At 39.4% G+C, this 20,818-nt stretch carries 13 protein-coding genes and 1 pseudogene; 9 read left to right on the top strand and 5 right to left on the bottom strand.

The features are described 5' to 3' along the window. Nucleotide 1 precedes the first annotated feature (1 nt). Both NXV01_RS03985 and NXV01_RS03980 read right to left on the bottom strand, forming a co-directional pair. The gene (locus NXV01_RS03985) at nt 2–3,088 is read right to left on the bottom strand and encodes a TonB-dependent receptor (protein WP_259021764.1); all 3,087 of its coding nucleotides are present in this window, start codon (nt 3,086–3,088) and stop codon (nt 2–4) included. A 674-nt stretch (nt 3,089–3,762) separates the two neighbouring features. After that, nucleotides 3,763–5,436 carry a DUF6377 domain-containing protein gene (locus NXV01_RS03980; protein WP_259021763.1) on the bottom strand — a complete coding sequence of 558 codons (1,674 nt, stop codon included), beginning with the start codon at nt 5,434–5,436 and terminating at the stop codon, nt 3,763–3,765. 207 nt (nt 5,437–5,643) lie between these two features. Between NXV01_RS03980 and NXV01_RS03975 the strand changes: the two genes are divergently transcribed. The 8 genes from NXV01_RS03975 to cysK all read left to right on the top strand — a co-directional run bounded on the left by NXV01_RS03975 (nt 5,644) and on the right by cysK (nt 13,642). Beyond that, the gene (locus tag NXV01_RS03975) at nt 5,644–6,237 is read left to right on the top strand and encodes a hypothetical protein (RefSeq protein WP_259021762.1); all 594 of its coding nucleotides are present in this window, start codon (nt 5,644–5,646) and stop codon (nt 6,235–6,237) included. A 165-nt stretch (nt 6,238–6,402) separates the two neighbouring features. Then, nucleotides 6,403–7,725 carry an ATP-binding protein gene (locus NXV01_RS03970; RefSeq protein ID WP_259021761.1) on the top strand — a complete coding sequence of 441 codons (1,323 nt, stop codon included), beginning with the start codon at nt 6,403–6,405 and terminating at the stop codon, nt 7,723–7,725. 902 nt (nt 7,726–8,627) lie between these two features. Next, on the top strand, nt 8,628–9,203 hold the full coding sequence (locus NXV01_RS03965) for a restriction endonuclease subunit S (RefSeq protein WP_148367760.1): 576 nt from the start codon (nt 8,628–8,630) through the stop codon (nt 9,201–9,203). Between the two features lie 8 nt (nt 9,204–9,211). Next, nucleotides 9,212–10,684, top strand: a complete 1,473-nt coding sequence (locus tag NXV01_RS03960) for an N-6 DNA methylase (protein ID WP_217720812.1) — start codon at nt 9,212–9,214, stop codon at nt 10,682–10,684. A gap of 7 nt (nt 10,685–10,691) precedes the next feature. After that, nucleotides 10,692–11,201 carry a hypothetical protein gene (locus NXV01_RS03955; RefSeq protein WP_234131814.1) on the top strand — a complete coding sequence of 170 codons (510 nt, stop codon included), beginning with the start codon at nt 10,692–10,694 and terminating at the stop codon, nt 11,199–11,201. A gap of 199 nt (nt 11,202–11,400) precedes the next feature. Beyond that, the gene (locus NXV01_RS03950) at nt 11,401–12,201 is read left to right on the top strand and encodes an alpha/beta hydrolase (protein WP_259021760.1); all 801 of its coding nucleotides are present in this window, start codon (nt 11,401–11,403) and stop codon (nt 12,199–12,201) included. A 29-nt stretch (nt 12,202–12,230) separates the two neighbouring features. After that, the gene (locus NXV01_RS03945) at nt 12,231–12,572 is read left to right on the top strand and encodes a cupin domain-containing protein (protein ID WP_217720814.1); all 342 of its coding nucleotides are present in this window, start codon (nt 12,231–12,233) and stop codon (nt 12,570–12,572) included. 122 nt (nt 12,573–12,694) lie between these two features. Next, nucleotides 12,695–13,642, top strand: coding sequence for a cysteine synthase A (cysK, locus tag NXV01_RS03940; protein ID WP_195648749.1), 948 nt, complete (start codon nt 12,695–12,697; stop codon nt 13,640–13,642). 88 nt (nt 13,643–13,730) lie between these two features. On the opposite strand, the pseudogene NXV01_RS03935 reads toward cysK, so the two are convergent. The 3 genes and pseudogenes from NXV01_RS03935 to NXV01_RS03925 all read right to left on the bottom strand — a co-directional run bounded on the left by NXV01_RS03935 (nt 13,731) and on the right by NXV01_RS03925 (nt 17,491). Further along, nucleotides 13,731–16,122: pseudogene (locus NXV01_RS03935) on the bottom strand (glycoside hydrolase family 3 N-terminal domain-containing protein). Nucleotides 16,123–16,124: 2 nt separating this feature from the next. After that, nucleotides 16,125–16,604 carry a pyridoxamine 5'-phosphate oxidase family protein gene (locus tag NXV01_RS03930; RefSeq protein WP_009001221.1) on the bottom strand — a complete coding sequence of 160 codons (480 nt, stop codon included), beginning with the start codon at nt 16,602–16,604 and terminating at the stop codon, nt 16,125–16,127. Between the two features lie 17 nt (nt 16,605–16,621). After that, nucleotides 16,622–17,491: an AraC family transcriptional regulator gene (locus tag NXV01_RS03925; RefSeq protein WP_009001220.1), complete on the bottom strand. Its 870-nt coding sequence runs from the start codon at nt 17,489–17,491 to the stop codon at nt 16,622–16,624. A 268-nt stretch (nt 17,492–17,759) separates the two neighbouring features. Here NXV01_RS03925 and NXV01_RS03920 point away from each other — a divergent pair, with 268 nt between their 5' ends. Next, nucleotides 17,760–20,816 (top strand): TonB-dependent receptor, encoded by a 3,057-nt coding sequence (locus NXV01_RS03920; RefSeq protein ID WP_259021759.1) that lies wholly within the window; start codon nt 17,760–17,762, stop codon nt 20,814–20,816. Nucleotides 20,817–20,818: the final 2 nt, after the last annotated feature.

Below are 20,818 nucleotides of genomic sequence, written 5' to 3'. Positions count from 1 at the left end.
ATTAAAAGTTTACTTCCACTCCCAGCATTAAAGAACGCATGGAAGGATATTTCAGACCGTCGGAAGTAGCTAATTCCGGATCCCATAATTTGAATTTAGAGAAATAAAACAGGTTGTTGCCACTGGCAAAGAAACGAATCTTCTGGGCGCAAATTTTGTCAGTAATGTGCTTAGGCAGGCTGTAACCTATTTCTAAAGTCTTCAGTCGGAGGAAACTCATGTTTTTTTTCCAGAAAGTCGATGCGCGATTGTTGTTCATATTTGTACTTTCGGAAAGACGTGGCCAAAATACATTTTGAGACGGATTTTCTTCAGTCCAACAGTCCGTATAGTTTGTGTAGACATTGCCTAATACTCCTTGTCCACTACCGGGGATGAAATAATCGGATCCGCCAATGATACGATATGCATCTCCTGTTCCCTGGAAGAAGAAGCTGAAGTCCCATCCACGGAAGTTTATATTTCCGCCGAAACCATAGACAATGCGTGGATCAGTGGTATTGCCGATATATCCTTCATCGGCTGCAGTAATGTAACCGTCATTATTCATATCACTGTATTTGATGTCTCCCGGACGTACTTCTGATCCCAGTTGTGGAACAGGAATTCCTTCCTTCAATTTGCCATTTTCGAAATCGTCTTCCGTAAAGAGTCCTTCAGCTTGCAATCCCCACAAAGTGTTGATGGAACGCCCCGTAATAGAGCGATAGGTGCCCTTGATGGATTCCGGCTCGTCACGTTCGATTATTGTATTTTTAGCATAGGTGAAAGTACCTCGGAAACTGATATTCCAGTCTTTATTGAAACGTTTGTTGTAGTTCAATGCAACATCTACACCTTTATTGTCAACTTTACCATAGTTTGCGTAAGGGTTATTGATAAATCCTATTTGAGTAGGGATAGTAGCGCGCTGCATGAAAATGCTGGTTCTCCGTTCCTTGAAAAAATCCAATTGAAGATCGAGCTCGTTCCAAAGACCTATTTCTAAACCGAGGTTCATTTTAAGTGCTTTTTCCCAAGTCAGGTTTTCTACACCGACTTCTCCTTCTTGTACGCCATCACGGTAGGTATCGCCCGTATAACCCCAATTGTATCCGCTGGCTTTAGAGTTGATAGTAGTAATGTAGGCAAAGCGGCGCCCGCCAATGTTGTCATTTCCTACCGAACCGATGGAGGCGCGAAGTTTCAGTTTGCTCATAATATCACGTGCCGGTTCCATAAAATGTTCTTCACTGATGAGCCAGCCTAAGGCTATTGAAGGGAAGAAACCAAAACGCTTGCCTTTGGCGAAATTTTCCGAACCGTTATATCCAAAGTTAAACTCAGAAACATAGCGGCGGTCATACGTATACGAAAGACGTCCTGCAATCCCTTGTGTACGGTTGGGCTGGATATCCCCCCAATCATAGCTGCGTTGATTATATAAGAAAAGAGCATCTACTGCATGTTTGTCGGCAAAGGTCCGATTATAGGTGATGGCAGCTTCCAAATAAACGCTTTGATTTCCATAATTGGCATTACTGGAATGATCCAAAAACTCACTTCCATATCTCAGGATACTGTGTACCAATTCTCCTTCGTCATTTCTATTCTTGGCAACGCTATAATAATCCGGCTCTTTGCCACGTGTCACAAAATTTTCGTTATAGGTATCGAAAGCAAAGGTAACTTTGGCTTTTAGTCCCGGTGTTATCATTTTGAGGTTTTGCTCTACTGCGAATAATGATTCGAGCTTGCTTCTCCCGCTGTGATAATATCCGTTCTGGGTATTGATGGCCCAAGGGTTGGGACGATTGCTACTCGCAACGGGAATGGTGCCGTCAGAGTAGACAGCAGGATGTACAAAAGGAGGAGTTTCAAAGGCTGCGCTGAACACCTCATCCGTACCACTGCGGCTTTTACGTAGATTTTGCAGGTAGCCTCCCACATTGAATCGTAACAAGGTTGTTTTTGTCAAGTCCAAGTCGACATTGGCCCGTATATTATAGCGGTTCAGTTTGCTTTGAGTATCATAGGGTAATGTTTTGTCGGAAGCCATAATACCATTTTCATGATAGAGGGAAGCTGTGAGTGAATAGCGAAGTATTTCGGTACCTCCACTTACTGTTAGGTTGGCACGTGTAGAGTTTGCATAATCCTTGGTGATGGCATCAATCCAGTCTACATCGGGATATAAATCCTTGTCATAACCATAATAGGTTTTCAGAATCTGGTCTTTGGTAAACATTCGCTTGGAAGGGTCGCTCTGCAATGTGTTAAGCAAGTTCATGTATTCAGCGGCTCCAATAAATTGTGGTAATTTGGTTGGAGTCTGAATGGATTGCTCCACGCGCACATTAATAGAGGGGGCGGCTACAGTTCCTCGTTTAGTATTGATGATAATGACTCCGTTGGCTCCACGCACACCATACATGGCACTGGCCGATGCGTCTTTCAATACAGAGAAAGATTCAATCTCGGCAGGGTCCAAGTCATTCAAATTGCGTTCTACACCATCTACCAATACCAATGGTGAGGTATTTCCGCTAAAAGAGGCAATACCGCGAATCCAGAAGTTGGAATTATCATATCCCGGTTCACCCGAAGGCTGTACGGCAATTACACCAGCCAACTGTCCAGCCAGATTATTACTCATAGAACGTGAGGAACCTACTTGAAGTTTAGTTGGCTCTAAAGTTTGTACTGAGCCAATGACTGACAATTTTTTCTGATTGCCATATCCTACTACTACCACTTCATCCAATGCTTCTACATCTTCGTCCAATGTAATGTTGAAGTTGATATCGTTTCCTACTACTATCTCTTTGGTTTTAAAACCGATGTAAGTCACGATTAATACACTTTGTTTGTTGGGCACTTCAATATAGAAATGGCCGTCCACATCAGTAATAGTACCTATAGTTGATTTTTTTACGGTGACATTAACACCTGGCAATGGCGTTTTTTCTTTGTCGAGTACGGTACCGCTGATGCGGATTCCTTTTGTCTGTTGGACAATCATACTTTCTGTCATCAGCGTCTCGGCATGTATCGGAAAAAGACCGATACCTAAGAACAACGATGCAAGAATAGTAGTTTTTACATTCATAGCTTTTTTAAATTAGATTGTTAATTGAAATTGGATTATTTTTATTGTTACCGTCATTTCTCAAAGGCTGATGCAAAAATCAATATTTCTTTTCCGATATAAAACGTCGTGCTATAAAAATATAAATCGATATATTTGTATGGTGTTGATTAATAGTGTATTGGTGAGAAATAGATAAACTGGAATACAAAGTATATACAAGATTCAACTTGCTTGATAAATCTTTAAAAACGTAAAATCAGAGTTTTTTCTATCCCTGTCGGCTTTGAAGTTATATGAAAAAGTTGGTTCCAAATCTTGCAACCAGTCTGCTTCTTTTGCAAATAATTAATAAGTGTATATACCTCTTGAAAACGTTGTTTTGTGGAATGATTATTCTGTGATAGCAGCCGATAATGTCATGGTATTGATGGTTATTACAACATTGTTTAAGTGAAGATAAATGACGTAACCTGCTTTTCTTATTCGTATATGAATTAAAGTTATAAAAATGACTTTGGCAGTTTATTACTGTCAAAACTCAATGGTTAAATGGTTACTTTGTACAGAGTTATGATATACAAACTTTTTTCAGGATTTAATGTTTGATTATAAATTGATTAACCGTTTAGGAAAATGTGAAAGGTCCAATGTGAGCCTAGGAGTATAGTATCTTGTTCTCTTATGTTATAAATTTATAGGTGCATAATTTGTTCTTCAAACTGTTCAGGAGAGAACGACTTTAAACGTACTCGTGAACGGTAGGAATAAATGGTAGCTTTGGAGCATCGGAGAAAAGAAGCTATGCGCTCATTGTCGGTAATGCCTAAACGAAGCAGAGCGAAGACACGTAACTCTGTGGACAATCCGCCTTTCTTGGGGGGGACAATTGCTTCATTTTCGCGAAGTAGGCTATTAAATTGTTCTACGAAATCGGGAAACAGATGAAGAAACGTTTCATCAAAAGTACTGTAAAACGAATCCAACTCTTTTTCTATGAATGAAGAAGATTTTAGTTCTTTATACAAAGAGTCTAACTTGCCTGCAGCTGCAAGTTTGTTGAGTTGCCGACGATAAGTGTCTATTTTGTCAATATAGGCGGAACACTCGCTCATAAATCGGGTTATGTAGGTCTCTTTGATATTGTTGGCCTCTGTTAATGATTGGTTGGTTAAAGATAATATATTGTTGGCTTCATTAAGCAGGTCATTAGTCGACAATAATTGTTCGTTTACAGTTTTCAGTTCTACGTTAAGCTTTTGCAACTGTTGATTGGCCTGATTTAGTTGACTCCGTGTTTTTGACAATCTTTTCAATTGTATTCGAATGAAAAATAACATGATTACCAAAGAAAGGATCAATGTGGTGGTAAAAATAAGAGCGTTTTGCTGACGCCGTTGTTCTGTATGGTTTTTTAATAGATAAGCATTTTGAATGATAGGTAGCGTTTGTGTTATTTCAAGAGTACGTAGGCGGGCATTACTGAAAGCTGCATCATCCAGAGAACGGCTCACGTATGTATAGGCGCGTTCAATATCCCCTTCTTGATAGAGAATTGTAGCCAATCTCCATAAGGATATATATTCTTTTATTCCCCATTTTATATCGGATAGTGCCGAAACTATTAGATATTTTTTCTCTTCTTCTATATTACCTTGCCGACGATAAAAATCAGAGATAGCATAAGCCGTATAAGCTATTTCCCGATTTTCAGGATTGACTTTTTCAAACGTATCCAATAATAACTTCAATCCTTTCTGATAATTTCCGTCTATGATGAGCCGGTCTGCATAGATATAAGGATTACTATAGTTGCAGTTTATTAAAATAGAATCTTTGTACTCTGTGGCTTTTTGTCTATACTTTTCCGTACTGGAGCTATCTAACGAATGTTTTAGCATTGATTCATATAGTATATTGTAAGTTTGGAAATAGTAATCTTTCAAATAATCAACCATCTGTGAACGGTCGATATTATCTAGAATGTCAGAAGCTTCCTTATACATTCCCGCTAATATGAGAACTCTAGCAATATTAATGTGCGAATCGTCTATATATTCCTGCTTTCCTATTTTTTGTGCTGAAATAAGTTTCTCTTTAGCATAGTGTAATGATGAATCCACTTTATATGCAGTATATTCGTTAAATAAAAGATTTTTTAGACGGTAACGTTCCTCTTCTGTTGTAGCCTCTTGAAGTGCTTTTTTATTAACATGAATATTTTCTTCGCGCTTGTTTACATAAATTTGTTGTTCTACTATTGCCTTATCTAAATCATTTAAAGAAGAAAATTTCTTTTTTTGGGCAAATGTTGGGTAGATGCACAAAGAAAGTAGAAAAATGATATAACTCCGGGTGTATATTTTCATTTTTAGTACAGTGTCTTCAATTTACAATAGCAAATATAATCTTATTATTTCGTTAAATGAAATATTCTTTGGAGTATCTTTGTAATTCAGTTTATTAATTAACACACATCGTAAGTTTTCAATCCGAAAAATAATTTGAATAATTAAATTGTTGCACCTCAAAAAAGGTAACACTTTCAATCCCTCTACTAGAAAGGAGAAACTTTTATGGCAAAGCATTTGAACCCTCTTGAAAAAGAGTTTCTGATACGCAAGTATCGGAGTAATCCTGCAATTAGACTGAACGATTTCTGTTCAGCTAACAGTGTGTCAAATACATCCTTTAAGAAGTGGCTGACGCAGTATGATGAAGGTGGTCTGGAAGGTCTGTCACGAGCGGATGCGGAACTTGGTGCGATACTTCCGGTTGGCGTCGACCGTACGGAAGAAGCCTATAAGCGTGAAATATTGCGGCTTCGTATAGAGCATGAACGTCTAAAAAAACTGTGCGGTGCGGGCGAATGCGGATGGGCAAACGGAGTATGTTCGTTTAAAAACGAAGAATTCAAAATAGTTGATATGCTCTCACGAGACTATGCGATAACGGACATTTGTGCCTTGATGGGCGTGAGCCATCCGGGCGTGATCTTAACAGAGAGGCTATGGTGGAGGTCGTTGAAGAGATACATGCCGGGCATCCTATGCATGGATACCGTTGGGTGGCGGCATTCATACGAAACGATCTTAATGTTTCTATCAGTGACAATTTCGTGTACAATTGCTTTCGCTATCACTAAAAAAGTCGCTAATGACTATTTTTAAAAATAACAGTAACTAAAAAGCATTTTTAGTGTCTACTTTGTTAGGCTGGTACTATTATTCTGAATTTTTTCTTTCGTTTTATATGGATAATGTGTATATTCGCACGAAACTCATATCAAAAATGTGTAAATTATCACATTCCCGATATTAAAAATGTGATTAGTTATGTTCGAAAGAGATATTATCAGGCAATTGGCAGTATGGAAAATGGATGTGAACAGGAAGCCGCTCGTCATTCATGGGGCTCGTCAAGTAGGAAAAACATGGGCTTTGAAATATTTCGGGAAGGAATATTTCGAGGATGTTGCCTATTTTAGTTTGGATAAGGATGAAAGCGGACTTTGCGATATCTTTAAAACGACTAAAGATCCTAGGCGGATTATTCAGCAATTGTCTTTCTTGCATGGAAAGAAAATCAATCCTCAAACGACTTTACTCATATTAGATGAGATTCAGGAGTGTAATGAAGCACTGAACGCACTGAAATATTTTTGTGAGGAAGCTCCCGAATATGCGGTAGCTTGCGCAGGTTCTTTATTAGGTATTTATTTGAATCATATTGGCAATTCCTTTCCGGTGGGAAAGGTGAATCATCTGTCCATGTATCCGCTTACTTTTACCGAATTTCTAAAGATAAAAGACCCGAACATGTATGAGTATATGTGCTCCATTAAAGAAATAGCTCCTCTTCCTCAAATATTTTTCGATAAGTTGCGTGAATCATTTATTGCCTATTCCATTTGTGGCGGTATGCCTGAACCTGCTACTCTGATGATTGACTTCAATGATATGGAAAAGGTGGATTCGGCACTTCGGGATATCTTGAATGACTATGCATTGGATTTTGTAAAACATACTACGTCGGCATTGGCTCCCCGCATTAATTATGTATGGAATTCCCTGCCTTCACAATTGGCGAAGGAGAACCGTAAGTTTGTTTATCAGTTGGTACGTCCCGGAGCCCGTGCTCGTGAGTACGAAGATGCTATTCTGTGGCTGGAGCAGGCGGGACTTATCAATAAGGTTGTATTGAGCAAGTCACCCAAATTACCATTGAAAGCGTATGATGATTTGAGTACATTTAAACTTTACGCATTAGATGTAGGACTGTTAAGGCAGTTGTCGGAGCTGGATGCAAGTGTTTTGCTTCTGTCTACTCCCGGCTATATGGAATATAAGGGAGCTTTGGCAGAGAATTATGTGTTGCAGAGTCTTATGGCGCAGTTCCAGGCATCTTTTCGGTATTGGACTTCCGGCAATAAGGCCGAGGTAGATTTTCTGCTTCAATACGACAATCATATTTATCCGATAGAAGTGAAAGCAGATCAGAACGTAACAGGTAAAAGTCTGATTCAGTATGAGAAGCTTTTCCAGCCTGCTTGCCGGATCCGGTATTCAATGCTGAATTTGAAACAAGATGGTAATTTGATTAATATCCCTCTGTTTTTGGCGGATAAGACAAAAGAACTATTGAAGGATAAAAGTTGAAGGAGCCTTCTGAAGAAATCAGTAGCCTTCTTAAAAAATGATGATTCTTAAAAAAGGAATATTTAATCATTGGAGAAGTACGTGAATTGCAGTTTGGTAAAGAAAAGCCGGAAAATGTCCAGCATTTGTAATTACACGATTTTTTATTTCTGCTGTTTCGAAAATATACCAATCGAGCTGCGGTAGATTTTTGATTATTTTTGTTATTTGGCGAGTAGATGCCCGAATAACTAATCATTTTATTGTTTTTTCCTTTCCGATATATTATGGTAAACAAGAGAAAAAATGCTTCTTAATAGTCCATTTTTATCTTCTTCACCGAGGAGCGATAGCTTCCTCGGTGAAGAACAAGTCGATGCACACCGAGGAACACTTCATTGGTTTTAAAGCAATGAACGGTTTCTAAATAGAGAAAGATGCATATTCTGTTTGCCTTTATGCAATATTAGGCATCTTTCTGTATACTCATGCATTTATTTATGCAGTTTATTTTCTGGTTCATTATTTTCTAATTAGCTATTTCCCTACAGAATATTAAAAATAGAACATTGAAAGTATATATTATCAAGTGTATAATTATTTAAAAGACACTTATTGATGGAGGGGCGTTCGGTACTGAATGTTCGGCTATAGACAGCGGGTGCTTATATGTGAGTATGGATGAGATGCAACTATATCTTTCCGGTTAATATTTACTTATTCTTATTTAGTAGGGTCTCTACTTTATTTTGTTTTTAATTAGAAGAAGTTATAAAAGTAATTTTCATTTTTTGTGTTTTTATTTTCCTCATATTGCATTGATATATCAAAAAGAGTGATATATTTGCAGTGTAATTGAATTGATAACTGAAATTTATTCTTTAACTTTTTAGAATAGTGTGTTTAAGTAGGGACTGTATTGTATGGATAGAAAATCAAAGGATATAAAGAGAATAAGTGATATTGCCATTATGCAATCTGGCATATATATGAAAAGTGATCCGGCAGGTAATATAAAGTATTTGCAGGTTAAGGATATTAATCCGGGGAGTAAACCTGATTACAGTCGGATCACTACAGTGGAGGATAGAGGGATTGGTGATCAATACTGGTTACGGAAAAATGATTTATTATTTGCGGCTAAAGGAGCCTCTAATTATTGTTTTTTGTATGATGGGTTAGTGGAAAAGATGGTAGCTTCTTCGTCATTCATTATTATACGTATTATATCAAAAGATATACTACCAGAATTTCTTTGCTGTTTTCTCAATACCCCATCTGTTCTTAATAAATTGAAAAACTCATCGGTAGGTACAGGAATTCAGGTAATTCCCCAATCGGTACTAAGTGATCTTCAGATCGGCATACCTTCTATGCAGACACAACAGCTTATTGTACAGATGGATCAATTGAGAAGAGAGGGGGAAAGTATTTACAGTGAAATCAATGAACTAAAACGGAGTTTGCAGGAACAGTTGTTGATGGATTCTTTAAAATGAAACATGTTATGATAGAAATTGCATATTATATAGCGAGTAAGGCGAAACAAATTTTAGGTGGAACGCTTTCTGTCAATCAGTATAAGGATTATGTACTGGCTCTGCTATTTCTGAAATCTGCAAATGAGTACTACAAATCAAACGATTCTTTTCAATCGGATGAGAATAAACCTCTCCTTCGGTTGTTGGTGTCTGAACGTAGTTCTTTTGACTATCTTTACAAACAACTTGGCTCGGCGGAGCTTGGTAAGTTGATCAATGTTGCTCTTTATGAATTAGAGCAAGCAAACAGCCGTGTAATTGAAGGTTATGAAATTAATAGAGCCATCAACTTCGAAAGTAATATATTGGGAGATACGAATGAGAGATTGGGTAAATTGCATGAACTTCTTCGTCTGTTTCAGAAACTGACATTAACAGATGATGCCGGTAAGTTAATAGATATCGGTGCTTTATATAATCAGTTATTGTACATTTTTGCCGAAGAGGCGGGTAAGAAGATAAGTAATGTCCTTACTCCTAAAGAGGTTATTGGTTTGGTGGCGGAATTGATAGGTAATAATAAAGATAATAATAGTTTGTGTGATCCGGTATCCGGCAGTGGTACTCTACTAGTTGAAGTTGGTAAAAGGGTTGGAATCAGAGGAGTTGGTATTTTCGGGCAAGAGGCAAACTGGAATCAATATGCATTGACAAAAATGAATCTGATGTTGAATGGATTCAAAGATTCCACTTTTTTTTGGGGAGATAGCCTTAGTAATCCTAAACTGACGGATGGCGACCGGTTAAAGCAGTTTGATATTGTTGTTTCTATACCACCATTTGCAGATAAATGGGCAATAGAGGAAGCTGAGTTTGATCGTTATGAACGCTTTCAATATGGTATTCCTCCTAGAAGTCAGGCTACATGGGCATATATTAGTCATATTCTGGCAAGTTTGAAACCTAATGGGCGGGCTGTTGTCGTGGTTCCGGCGGGGGTTTTGTTTCGTACCAGTGAAAGTAAGATACGGCATCAGATTATTGAGCATAATTTGCTTGAAACGGTTATTGAGTTACCGCAAAATCTGTTTTACGGTACGGCTATTTCTACGGCTATTCTTGTTTTCAGAAAAAACAGGGAGACGACGCAGACTTTGTTTATGGATGCGCGTAAAGGATATATTTCGAATAAAGGTATTTATAAACTTTCGGATGCAATGGTCGAACAGCTTTTAAACACTTACAAGGGTTTTCTTAGTGGTGAACAGGTTTGGCAGGAAAATAGTTGCCCGGCTTATATTGCTACACAGGAGGAGGTTCGAAACAATAAGTATGATTGGCAGACTGTCAAATATGTGGAGGAGAAGATTGAAAGAGTGGAAGTTGATGTAGAAGCAACTCTGCAAAGAATTGAAAAATTAGAGAAGAGACTGGAGTTTGTCAATGAACAGTTAGAGTATTGTACACAGCAGTTAATCAGGCTAACAAATAGAAAATAGATATACCATGGGAACTATAAATTCTATAATATGTGCTATTATCAGTGCACTATTTACAGTCTTTTTGGCACACATGTCAAGAAGAAAAACCAGAGTGACGATTTACTGTATGGAAAATACGTTATTGACACAAAGACCGAATGTTCCGGGCCTTGCAGTTTTTGTGAAGTATGAAGATACGACGCCCATTGAAAATCTTTGGAGAATATGTTATATGCTAAAAAATACAGGAAATCAGAATATTGTGGGTGAGGGAGCCCAGTCATCTTTGGTGACTAAAGGGCATGGACTTCCTTTGTATACGAGAAATATAAAACAGATTATTCAAATATCCGCAACAGATAATAGTATAGCCGAGTTGAAAGATAACGCCCTATATTTTAAACAATGGTTGCCGGATGAATATATCACTATTGAAGCTTTGGTGGAAAGCGCAGGTGAGAAGCCTGAATTGTACATTGATAAGCGTGATATTATTAATGCTAAAGTTATTGTTAAAAACAATATCAATAAGTGATTTTTCATTTCGAAGTGGTAAATTGAATAGCGTTTGTCCAAGTTGGAACTTTACCCAATCAATAGTATGAGCTCTTTTTTTAGTCTTTTTTACTTATGTTCTTGGAATAAGGTCTTATCTTTGTTCCTGTCTGAAAAAAGAATGAACTGCTTAGGTTGATAGTTAATGTAATACTGAATCATTGAAAATAAATAAAGTCATGAAAAAGATTTGCCTTCTTCTCTTTTTGCTTTGTACTTGCATTGCTCAAGCACAAACTGTTTATCGCACCGACAAGGATATATCTTATGTTTCTGGTTCCGAAATGGATGCCTATCGACTGGAACGTTGCAAACTGGATATTTATTATCCCGAAAATAAGAAGGGTTTCTCAACTATCGTCTGGTTTCACGGCGGTGGTATGGAAGGTGGAAATAAATTTATCCCCAAAGAACTGACAGAACAAGGGTTTGCAGTAGTGGCGGTAAATTATCGTTTGAGTCCGAAAGCGAAAAATCCGGCTTATATTGAGGATGCGGCTGAAGCTGTGGCATGGGTTTTCAAGAACATCGAGAAGTATGGTGGCCGTAAGGACCGAATTTTTGTTTCCGGTCATTCTGCGGGAGGTTATCTTTCGTTGATTCTGGCAATGGATAAAAAGTATATGGCAGCATACGGAGCAGATGCTGATAGCGTAGCTGCTTATCTTCCGGTCAGTGGCCAGACGGTGACACATTTCACTATTCGCAAGGAGCGTGGTTTGCCCAACGGTATTCCGGTGGTTGATGAATATGCTCCGGTAAATAAGGCCCGCAAGGAAACAGCCCCTCTTGTACTGATAACGGGTGACAAGCATCTGGAGATGGCGGCAAGATATGAAGAAAATGCACTGTTGGAAGCTGTCCTGAAAAGTATAGGTAATAAAAAAGTGACGTTGTATGAAATGCAGGGATTCGATCATGGTCAGGTGCTCGGTCCGGCTTGCTATCTGATTGTAGATTATGTGAAGAGGTTTAAATAATATAGTTATAAATAATAATAGATTGGAAGATGAAAACACGTAGTGATGCTTTTCAGTTTGAGAAAGAATTGGATTGGGATAAACCGGCTCCGGGAATCCGCCGCCAGATAATGGGGTATGACGGGCAACTGATGATGGTGAAAGTGGAATTTGAGAAAGGTGCCGTCGGTTCTATGCATCAACATTATCATAGCCAGGCTACTTATGTCGCAAGCGGCAAGTTTGAATTGAGCATTGGCGACCGGAAAGAAATTCTCTCTACGGGCGACGGTTATTATGTAGAACCTGATCAGCCTCATGGATGCGTTTGTCTGGAAGCAGGTGTATTGATTGATACATTTAGTCCTATGAGGGCTGACTTTCTATTGTAGTATCTGGTAGAAAGTCAGATATGTATGGTATGAATTTACCATATATGTGGTATTTACCTTGAACAGAATCTCCACTATCTTTGTACTATATTAAAAACAAAAGAAATTAAAAACAGATATATATGGAAAAGATAGCAAGAAAATTGACGGATTTGGTAGGTAATACTCCGTTGTTGGAACTTAGCAATTATAACAGGAGTAATGATTTGAAAGCTCGTCTGATTGTAAAGATTGAATCTTTTAATCCTGCGGGAAGTGTTAAGGACCGTATTGCATTGGCTATGATTGAGGATGCTGAAACGAAAGGTGTCTTACAACCCGGAGCAACGATCATTGAACCGACCAGCGGAAATACCGGTGTAGGATTGGCTTTTGTTTCAGCAGCGAAAGGCTATAAACTGATTCTGACGATGCCTGATACAATGAGTATTGAGCGACGTAATCTTTTGAAAGCCTTGGGAGCGGAATTAGTGCTGACTCCTGGTGCGGATGGCATGAAAGGGGCAATTGCCAAAGCGGAAGAATTAAAAGCTGTAACTCCGGGAGCTGTCATCCTACAACAGTTCGAGAATCCTGCTAACCCTGCTATGCATTTACGAACTACCGGTTTGGAAATATGGAGAGATACCGAGGGGAAAGTCGATATCTTTGTAGCAGGTGTAGGTACTGGCGGGACAGTTAGCGGTGTAGGTGAAGCGTTGAAGATGCGTGATCCGAGTATAAGGATAGTGGCAGTGGAACCATCTGATTCTCCGGTACTGTCGGGAGGAAAACCAGGTCCTCATAAGATTCAGGGGATCGGTGCAGGATTTATTCCTAAAACGTACAAAGCCTCTGTCGTAGATGAAATTATTCAGGTGCAGAATGACGATGCTATTCGTACGAGTCGTGAACTGGCCAAGCAAGAAGGGTTGTTGGTCGGCATATCTTCGGGGGCAGCTGTATATGCTGCTACCGAGCTTGCAAAGCGACCGGAAAATGCAGGGAAGATGATTGTTGCTCTGCTGCCTGATACTGGAGAACGTTATCTATCTACCATTTTGTATGCTTTTGAGGAATATCCTTTGTAAGGTATAATTAGTAAAATGAAAATGTGAGGTAACTTCCAAAGATTCGGGTTACCTCACATTTTTTTATATAGATATTATTTGGGATTCTTTATTGAACCTCGAAACTTCCCTTCAACCGAATATCCTCCGAAGAAGCCCCCCACCATCACCGAGAAACTTCCCGGTTCTACTGTAAACTGATTATTCTTATCCCATAACCCTAAGTCTTGAGGAGTAAGGGTAAAGTTAACCGTTTGTTCTTCTCCCGGTTGCAAATGAATACGTTCGAAACCACGTAATACTTTATCGTAGGTTGTTACGCTGCTAAAATCATCGCGGATATAAAGCTGGACCACTTCATCCCCTGCTTTCTTTCCTGTATTCTTTACAGTGCATGAAAGAGTGATATTCTCTTGTGCCCCGATAACCGGTTTGGAGATTTTCAAATCTGAATATCCGAAAGTCGTATAGCTTAAACCATATCCGAAAGGATAAAGCACACCGGCAACACGGACTTTTCCTTTTGAATCCGAACCCGGCTTGAATGGGAATGCAAAAGGAATCTGTCCCACTGATTTCGGGAAAGTAACTGCCAGACGTCCGCCCGGGTTATAGTCTCCGAAAAGAACTTTGGCGATGGCATCTCCCATGAATTCGCCGGGGAACCAAGCATGAATGATGGCAGGGACATATTTGTTTGCCCAGTTGATAGTAGCTGCTCTTCCGTCTACCATTACCAGAACGACTGGTTTTCCTGTGGCATAAACAGCTTCCAATAATTGCTGTTGGCGTCCGCAGAGATCGAGATTGGTACGTGAGAATTCTTCCCGAACCGTCTTCTCATTTCCACCTAATACAAGGATAGCGACATCCGAAGCCTTTGCTAATTCTACGGCTTCATTAATCATCGCTTGCTCTTGTGTATCTAATGGGACATTGTACAGTTCACTTTCTGGGAAATATTTATCAATAATATCACAGCCTTTTGCATAGCGAACTTCTGCATTGGGCAGATATTCTTTGATTCCCTGATAGACAGTCTTTATAGATGCATTGGCGGGACCGTATCTGCAAGTCAGTTCTTTCACTTCTTCCGCATTCGGGCCAATCACAGCTATTTTGCTGAAGTTCTTGGATAACGGAAGCATTTGATTCTCATTCTTCAAAAGTACGATAGATTCTAAAGCTGCTCTCATAGATACATCCTGATGGGTGGCATTATGCACTACCACTTCCGGGCGACGGTCATCACCGGGATATGGATTATCAAAAAGACCCATCATAAACTTGACACGGAGAATCTCACCAACACGTTGATCGAGCGTATGCAGAGAGACTTTGCCCTCACTAATAGCACGGCGTAATGGAAGAATAAAGTCCTGTGGCGGAGTGAAGTTCGTGCGGATATTCAATCCGGCATTTACCACTTGTGCCGCCATTTCTTCTTCTGTGGGAGTGATACGATGTTTAGTATGTAGAAATTCCACCGCTTCACTATCCGAAACTACATATCCTTTAAATCCCCACTGCTGACGCAGAATTTCCGTGAGGAAATGATAACTTCCGGAAACAGGCTCCCCGTCATAGTCGTTGTAAGAACTCATGACGCCCAGTGCACCCGCTTCCTGAATACCTTTACGGAATGGTTCCAGATACAGAGTCTTCATCTCACGCGGAGCCACGTGCGGATCGGTACGTGTACCTCCGTCGCGTCCACCGACCGGAATACTATAAACGGCGAAGTGCTTCGGAGTGGCAACGATTCCTTCACTTTGTAGACCAAGAATCATTTGCTTACCCAATTCGCCTACCAGATAAGGATCTTCTCCGTAACTTTCAACTACACGTCCCCAGCGAGGATCTTGTGCGATGTCCAGAATCGGAGCATAAATATTGGTATATCCGAGTGCTTTCGCCTCATCAGCAGTGACTTTCGCAATTTCCCGGATCAGTTTTTTGTTCCACGTGGCACCTTGCCCGCATTGAGCGGGAAACATGGTAGCCCGGTCGTGACATAATCCGCGTATTCCCTCGTTGGTAAAATCGACCGGAATACCCAGTCGTGTCTGTTCCACAAACCAGCGCTGAATGGTGTGGCGATTCTTCACACTGTTGGCATACGGATAGGAGATTTCAGAACCGAACTTACCCAGTCCGTTGGCCTGTTCGTCGATATTCCCGATACCGTCTTTCCAGATTTCTGTCGACCATCCGTCGGTAGGCCATGCATCTTTCAGTACCCGTCCCGAACCGTAAAGAGTAGCCATCTGACAGGTCTTCTCTTCCAGTGTCATTTGCGAAAGCAAATCCGCAATACGGGCTTCGATAGGAGCGGAGGGATCTTCGTATACGTCCTTTACACCGTTCTTGTTGAAGTCAATCCAGGTCTTTTTGTATATGTCCTTTGAGTTGCTCACGATTTGATTACCAGCGAGGCTACTATTGGTAAAGAGGCTACCGGTAGACAAGATTAAAGTGAGTCCACATAGTATTTTCTTCATATTCATGGCTTTTCGTTGGCTCGCAAACCGAAGACTTTTCCCGTCATCTGCTCGATGGGCACTTGCCATACTTTGACGTTGCGCACGGCAGGTTCGGAATAGTTGAACTCACTATCCGTGTAATGACGCATGATAATATCCAATACCCGACGTTTTTCATCCATATCTTCTATGAATGTCACCTTTCCACGACACATGGCGCTTTCGGAACGCATACTGTAACTGCACGCTACTTTCTCGTGCTGGTATACGAGTTTATGACCGACGCTGAAAGTGATGCAGACATTATTATTATGTTCCAACATCTCCAACTTGCTGCCTTCGGGACCCGAATGAAGATATAGGATGCCATTCTCATAACCGAAGTTCATCGGAACTACGTAGGGATTACCTTCTAAATCTGTGATACCTACAAAGCAGGCATCGCAATGGAGGATAATGGACTCGATTCGTTGTTTGTCTTCGATAATGACAGTTTTCATAGATATAAATAATATTTTTAGAATTTAGTAATGGTTTTATGTACTCCAATACGGTAATCGGTTGGAGTTTGATTTTTGTATTTCTTGAAAATACGATTGAAATTCGAGAGGTTTGAAAAACCACATTCGAAAGCGATATCTGCCACACTTTGTGTTGTTTCAGCTAACAAACGGGAAGCGTAACCGATTCGTACATCAGTGAGATAGGTGATGAAACTTCGGTTTGTACGTTTTTTGAAGAAGTGGCTGATTGCTGATTCCGACATATTCACTAATTCGGCTATTTCTTTAAGGGTAATATCCTTTTTGAAATTGACTTCAATATACTTGCAGATTTTCTCTATCCGTCGACTACGAGACTCCCGGACAAGAAGTGAACTGTCATAAGAGGCGCTAGTGAGCAATCTCTGTTCGTCTGCAATGGATAAATCATAGAGAATACTATAAAACTCCAATGCCGTATTGAAACCGCGGGCATTACTCAAATTCAACAATCGCTCTTTGACTCGTTCAAAGGTTTTTCCTGTGTAGACAATACCTCTGGTCGAACGGATTAGTAATTCTCTGATAGGTTCGAATACTCTTTTATTAAGGAGAAACGAATTGTACATTTGCTCATGAAATTGTATGGTGATAACCTGAGTTTCATCCAAAGTAGGAGCTTTCCATTTATGAGGTAATCCGGGACCGAGTAATACAAGGTCGCAATTTTCAAAGTCTTCAATCGAGTCTCCTATGATTCTTTTTCCTGAAGTATTCATAACCAGATTTAATTCATAATCAGAATGAAAATGAATTGGATAATCAAATTTAGCCTTCGGATTATTCAGGAGCACGAATAAATCTTCATCAGTTAAAGGTGTTACTTCACATTGTATAGTTCCCATAATGTATCATGTTTGGCTTGATTGAATGCAAAGTTATCAATAAATTCAATATAATATCAATAAAAAACAAAATAATATCATAATCATATTTGTAATATGCAATCTTTAAATCTCTGATATATAGTATTTTATTGATTTATTGGCTTTTTTTATTCAAAAAAGTATTATAAATCAGCATAAAAAGTGAATTCTAATTGTGCTTAACCTCATATATTTGCCCCGAATTCTATAATCAACATGTATAAGTGTTAACTTAAAGTGGATATATATGAAAAAGGTATTTATGTGTATGATTCCATTGCTGATTTTTGCAATGGGGGGCTTTGCTCAGACAATTGATTTGAGTGGGACGGTAAAGGATGATAAAGGGGAGCCTATACCTGGAGCAAGTATTCTTGTAAAAGGGACACAAAATGGAGCTCTTTCTAATGTGAATGGGGAATTTTCCATTGTTGTAAAGAAGGGACAAACGCTGGTATGCAGTTTTATTGGTTATGTGACAGAACAGGCGATCGTTAATCAGTCACGAATAAATTTTGTATTGAGGGAAGATGTGGCTCAGTTGAATGAAGTTGTAGTTGTGGGTTATGGTGGTGTGAAGAAGGGAGATTTGACAGGTTCTGTTTCCGCAATAAAAATGGATAAACTGGAAGATTTGCCTGCTAACAATTCAGTTTTCAGTTCTTTGCAAGGAAGGGTTGCCGGTTTGCAAATCGTGAATTCAGGGCAAGGACCGGGCAGTAATCCGGCATTTATCGTTCGTGGTATTAGTTCAATTAATGGAACGCAGTCTCCATTGGTAGTAGTAGATGGTTTCCCTTTGGGAGAGGGGGCAGACTTGAAGCAGATTAATCCGGCTGATATTGCCGATATAGTAGTGCTGAAAGATGCCTCATCTACTTCTATTTATGGTTCTCGCGGAGCTAATGGAGTGATTATGGTAACTACAAGAAAGGCAGGTAAGGGCACTACTCATATTAACTTCTCACACCAGACAATCATTTCACAATTCTCATCCAAACTGAATTTGTGGCGTGACCCTGTATTGATGGCACAACTGGATAATGAATCAAGAGTGAATGCCGGGCAGTTGCCTTTGTATGTCGGAAGAACTGATAATGGTACATATTATCCTTCTGTAGAAGAAATTTCAAGTGGAGCATGGCCTTATTTCACCCGTTGGGATGATGAAATTCTGCGTACTCCTGTTACAAATAATACGTCGCTTTCTATTAGTGGTGCAAATGACAAACTGATTTATAATTTAAGTGTGAACTATTTCGATGATCGAGGGACGTATATTAAGGATAATTATCGTAAACTATCTGCGAAGCTGGATGTAGACTATAAAGCTTTTAAGAACTTCTCTATTCGTACATCTAATATTTTATCAAAGAACTGGAGAAATGCAAATAGTGGAGATATAGGTAGAAATCCCTTGTTCCCGGTTTATGATGAAGAAGGAAATTATTATCAATCCAGTCCTACGGATTATGGTAACCCGATTGCTTTAACCAATACTGTCAAAAACAAAAATCAGGGGATGGATGTACTTTCTTCCTGGTTGGCGACGTGGAAAATAATAGATGGATTGACATGGAAAGGTCAACTAAATTATAAATATGGTACAACGGTGAACGATCTGTACAACCCTAAGAAATATACAGAAGATGGTACTTTCAATAATGGCCATGCTTATATTGGCAATTGGTATGGGCAGGATGTTATTCCTGAAACTTATCTGACTTATGATAGAATGTTGGGAATGCATGGGCATTTAACTGCAATGGCAGGTTATTCATATAAGTATAGTATGGAGCGTTCTTCTGCTTTGGATAGCTATGATTTTGTGAATGAGTCATTGGGTAATGAAAATATCGGAGCCGGAAATCCGCAAAAGAATCAGGTTTCTAATGGATTTTCAGAATCAGAATTAGTTTCTTATTATGGAAAAATAAATTTTTCATGGATGGATAAGTATTTACTTACTGCTACTTTCCGTTCAGATGGTTCTTCTAAGTTTGGTGATAATAACAAATGGGCTAGTTTCCCTTCAGGAGCATTGGCTTGGAAGTTGCATAATGAGAAGTTTATGTCTAATCTGAAGTTTATTAATGAGGCAAAATTACGTGCTAGTTATGGTATTTCCGGAAACCAGGGGATTGCTCCTTATCAGACATTAAGTCGTTATGGAAATGAAAAATATTATGATAACGGTGCATGGAATACGGCTATCGGACCTGGTTATGTGATCGGTTCTTATGGTTCAGACGGACGATACAAGTATTGGGGAGGGATTCCTAATAAGGATTTGAAATGGGAAACTACCCGTCAACTGAATTTCGGATTTGATGTGACTTTGCTGGATAATCGTATTCGTTTGGTATTCGACTGGTATAAGAAGCATACTTTTGATTTGTTGCGTCAGCGTTATTTGCCTTTGTCTTCGGGTTATGACAAAATGTGGGTGAATGATGGTGAGGTTCAGAATCGTGGTTTTGAGTTTACGATTGATGCTGATGTTGTACGTACAAAAGATTTCTCTTTTAATTCTACATTTATTTTCTCCCGTAATAGAAGTAAGGTCTTGAGCTTGGGAAGTGTGGCGTCATCAGGATTGAATGTGGATCCGAATACGGGTATGCAATACGAGTTTACAGGAGCTACACTTACTGAACAACCTGTAGGTAGCGTAAATATCCTTGCAGTGGGTCAGCCGTTAAATGTGTTTTATGGTTATAAGACAAATGGAATCATTCAATCCAATGCCGAAGGCATTGAGGCGGGGATGAGTGGTGATGAAGCGAAAGCCGGTGAATTGAAATACATGGATATTAATAATGATAGAGCGGTGGATGAAAAGGATCGCACAATCATCGGTAATCCGAATCCTGATTTTACAGCCAGTTTGAATTTGAGTTTTAAATATAAGAAATTTGATTTGTCGATTTTCTTAAATGGAGTATTTGGTAATGATGTGCTTTATCAATATGGAATGACTAATCCTGCCACAATGCCTTTACGCTGGACAGTTGATAATCCGAACAATGAATATCCGAGTTTGCGCCAGAACCGCACTCCGAAAGTTTCCGACTGGTTTGTACGCGATGGCTCGTTTGTGAGAATTCAGGATATAAACTTTGGTTATACATTTGACCATCTTTGTAAAGGTGTCTCCAGCCTTCGTCTGTATGGTTCGATTAATAATCTGTATACCTTCACTTCATTCGACGGATACGATCCGGAAGTTGGACTGGATGGTATTTACTGGGGAGGTTATCCGCGTTTCCGCAAGTTTACTCTAGGTATGAACATTACTTTTTAAAT

This window comes from Bacteroides sp. BFG-606, assembly GCF_024788145.1.
In the GTDB taxonomy this organism is placed as follows: domain Bacteria; phylum Bacteroidota; class Bacteroidia; order Bacteroidales; family Bacteroidaceae; genus Bacteroides; species Bacteroides vicugnae.
The sequence above is the reverse complement of the archived record's forward strand: the minus strand, read 5'-3'. Positions and strand labels throughout refer to the sequence as shown.

Excerpts from the sequence above, each read along its gene's own strand:
- NXV01_RS03960 (WP_217720812.1), top strand. The coding sequence starts at position 9,212 with ATGATAGAAATTGCATATTATATAGCGAGTAAGGCGAAACAAATTTTA.
- NXV01_RS03980 (WP_259021763.1), bottom strand. The coding sequence starts at position 5,436 with ATGAAAATATACACCCGGAGTTATATCATTTTTCTACTTTCTTTGTGC.
- NXV01_RS03970 (WP_259021761.1), top strand. The coding sequence starts at position 6,403 with ATGTTCGAAAGAGATATTATCAGGCAATTGGCAGTATGGAAAATGGAT.
- NXV01_RS03925 (WP_009001220.1), bottom strand. The coding sequence starts at position 17,491 with ATGGGAACTATACAATGTGAAGTAACACCTTTAACTGATGAAGATTTA.
- NXV01_RS03965 (WP_148367760.1), top strand. The coding sequence starts at position 8,628 with ATGGATAGAAAATCAAAGGATATAAAGAGAATAAGTGATATTGCCATT.
- cysK (WP_195648749.1), top strand. The coding sequence starts at position 12,695 with ATGGAAAAGATAGCAAGAAAATTGACGGATTTGGTAGGTAATACTCCG.
- NXV01_RS03950 (WP_259021760.1), top strand. The coding sequence starts at position 11,401 with ATGAAAAAGATTTGCCTTCTTCTCTTTTTGCTTTGTACTTGCATTGCT.
- NXV01_RS03975 (WP_259021762.1), top strand. The coding sequence starts at position 5,644 with ATGGCAAAGCATTTGAACCCTCTTGAAAAAGAGTTTCTGATACGCAAG.
- NXV01_RS03955 (WP_234131814.1), top strand. The coding sequence starts at position 10,692 with ATGGGAACTATAAATTCTATAATATGTGCTATTATCAGTGCACTATTT.
- NXV01_RS03930 (WP_009001221.1), bottom strand. The coding sequence starts at position 16,604 with ATGAAAACTGTCATTATCGAAGACAAACAACGAATCGAGTCCATTATC.
- NXV01_RS03920 (WP_259021759.1), top strand. The coding sequence starts at position 17,760 with ATGAAAAAGGTATTTATGTGTATGATTCCATTGCTGATTTTTGCAATG.
- NXV01_RS03985 (WP_259021764.1), bottom strand. The coding sequence starts at position 3,088 with ATGAATGTAAAAACTACTATTCTTGCATCGTTGTTCTTAGGTATCGGT.
- NXV01_RS03945 (WP_217720814.1), top strand. The coding sequence starts at position 12,231 with ATGAAAACACGTAGTGATGCTTTTCAGTTTGAGAAAGAATTGGATTGG.